2 protein-coding genes are annotated in these 2,577 nt (G+C 73.0%); one reads left to right on the top strand and one right to left on the bottom strand.

The genetic code is table 11. The features are described from left to right. Positions 1-45: 45 nt before the first annotated feature. On the bottom strand, positions 46-1,203 hold the full coding sequence (locus DQW06_RS27590; protein ID WP_117199583.1) for an acyl-CoA dehydrogenase family protein: 1,158 nt from the start codon (positions 1,201-1,203) through the stop codon (positions 46-48). A 220-nt stretch (positions 1,204-1,423) separates the two neighbouring features. On the opposite strand from DQW06_RS27590, the gene DQW06_RS27585 reads away from it, so the two are divergent. Further along, entirely contained in the window at positions 1,424-2,416 is a 993-nt protein-coding gene (locus DQW06_RS27585) for a LysR family transcriptional regulator (protein ID WP_013153810.1), read from the top strand. Positions 2,417-2,577 lie beyond the last annotated feature (161 nt).

Below are 2,577 nucleotides of genomic sequence, written 5' to 3'. Positions count from 1 at the left end.
TCTCGCGGGCCTGGCGGCGGCGCGGGCCCTCCCCGGGGGAGGTGGTCAGGCTCCCTCCCTGGCCAGGTGGCGGCTGATGACCATGCGCTGCACCTGGTTGGTGCCCTCCACGATCTGGAGCACCTTGGCCTCGCGCATGTAGCGCTCGACGGGGAAGTCGCGGGTGTAGCCGTAGCCGCCGAAGACCTGCACGGCGTCGGTGGTGACCCTCATGGCGGTGTCGGTGGCCAGGAGCTTGGCCATCGCGGCCTGCTTGCCGAAGGGGAGCCCGGCGTCGCGCAGGCGCGCGGCCGACAGGTAGAGCTCGCGGGAGGCCGCGACCTGGGTGGCCATGTCGGCGAGCATGAAGCCCACGCCCTGGAAGTCGCCGATGGCGGTGCCGAACTGGTGGCGTTCGCGGGAGTAGTCCACGGCGGCGTCGAGGGCGGCCTGGGCGAGGCCGACCGCGCAGGCGGCGATGCCCAGGCGTCCGGAGTCCAGGGCGGACAGGGCGATGCCGAAGCCCCTGTCCCGCTCGCCCACCAGGGCGTCGGCGCCGAGGCGGACGTCGTCGAGGAGGACACCGGCGGTGATCGAGGAGTTCATGCCCATCTTGCGCTCGGGAGCCGCCGATCCCAGGCCGGGGGTGTCCGCGGGGACGTGGAAGCAGCTGATGCCGCGGGCGCCGGAGTCCGGGGCGCCGGTGCGGGCGAAGAGCGTGTAGTAGTCGGCCTGGCCGCCGTGGGTGATCCAGGCCTTGGCGCCGTTGACGCGGTAGCCGTCACCGTCGGCCTCGGCCCGGGTGATCAGGGCGGAGGCGTCCGAGCCCGAGGCGGCCTCGGACAGGCAGTAGGCGCCCAGGAGTCCGCCGCCGAGCATGCCGGGCAGGTGGGCCTCCCTCTGCGCGTCGGAGCCGAAGGTGGCGAGGGGGTAGCAGGACAGGGTGTGGACGCTCACGCCCAGGCCGACCGCGAGCCAGCCCCGTGCCAGCTCCTCCACCACCTGGAGGTAGACCTCGTAGGGCTGGTCCCCGCCGCCGTACCGGCCGGGGTAGGGCAGGCCGAGCAGCCCGGCGCCGCCGAGCACGCGGAAGACCTCGCGCGGGAACAGGCCGCCCTCCTCGTCCCCGGCGGCCCGCGGGGTCAGCTCCTTGTCCACGATCTCCCGGGTCAGTTCCAGGAGTTGCTCCGCCTCGGGGGTGTGCAGAGTACGTGCGACCGTCATGAACCTCTCCCGCGCCTGTCCGACATGTGGACACCTAGTAGGACGTCCAACTATATGGTGACGTACGGCACCCCCGCTCCACAAGCCGACGGGGCCGGGCGCTCCGGTCCCTTGGACGCCGCACCGCTCCGGCGGCCGTCGCGTTAGACGGGGCGGCCCGCCGCGCCCGCGACGACAGCACGTCTGTACACGAGCCCCCTCCTCGTCCTAGATTCCACGCATGGACCTCGAACTCCGCCACCTGCGCACCATCTGCCTCCTGGCCGACACCGGCAGTGTGACCAAGGCGGCCGCCGCGCTCTCCACCTCACAGCCCGCGCTGACCACCCAACTCCAGCGGATCGAGCGCGAGGTCGGCGGACCGCTGTTCCACCGCGGGCGTTCGGGGGTCCGCCCCACCGAGCTGGGCGAGTTCGTGCTGGTGCGCGCACGCTCGGTCCTGCTGTCCATGGACGACCTGCTGCACGACATCACCGCGCGCGGGGCCTCCCCCACCACCCTGCGCGTGGGCGGGGTCGGACCGCTGACGCTGGAGCTGTCGGCCCGCATACCCGAGGTCTTCCCGAACGTGCCGGTCCACGTGCGCACGGAGTACTCGCCCAAGCTGGTCACCGACCTGGTGCGCGCGGGCCGCCTGGACCTGGGGACCACGATCGACTACGTGGACCGCGACCTGTCCACCGACGGCCCCCTGTCCTGGGCGATGCTCTCGGTGGAGCCGCTGCACGTGGCGCTGTGGGCCGACCACCCCCAGGCGAAGCGGCCGCTGGTCAGGCTGGGCGACCTGGCGGGGACGCCGTGGGCGCTGACCCCGCCGGACGGCACCGGCTGGCCCGAGTGCTTCTACCTGGCCTGCCAGCGGGCCGGGTTCACCCCCGATGTGCCCTACCGGCTCTACGACCGCTCCGAGATCCGCGACCTCATCGCCGACCGCCGGGCGGTCGCGCCGTGCCAGCCGGACTTCGACACCGGGCCGGACGTGGTGGTACGCCCCCTGGAGGGCGAGCCCATACAGCTGCGCCACCTGCTGGTCTGGCGGCGCGACAGTCCGATCCAGCAGGCCTCCGACACGATCGCGCGGCTGGCCCGCGAGATCCTGGGCGGCCCGTCCCGCACACCGGACCCCCCGGCCCCGGGCGACGCCGCGTCCGCTCTCGACCGGGCGCCGGGCGAGCGGCGCAACGGACGCGCGCCGGGGGCGCTCAACGGCTGAGCCGACCGCACTCCACCCCCTCCCACCTGGACACACGTCACATAGCGACCGGTCGGTTTGCGAGGTGGGGCGGCACGCGTAGAGTGTTTACTCGCAAGTAACGTACTCGTGAGTAGACATACCCCCGCCGTCCGCTCCACAGACACGTACCTCTCCCCCCA

Source organism: Nocardiopsis sp. TNDT3 (assembly GCF_003427465.1).
Taxonomy (GTDB): domain Bacteria; phylum Actinomycetota; class Actinomycetes; order Streptosporangiales; family Streptosporangiaceae; genus Nocardiopsis; species Nocardiopsis dassonvillei.
Note: the sequence above shows the minus strand (reverse complement) of the source record. Positions and strands in the feature narration are given on the sequence as shown.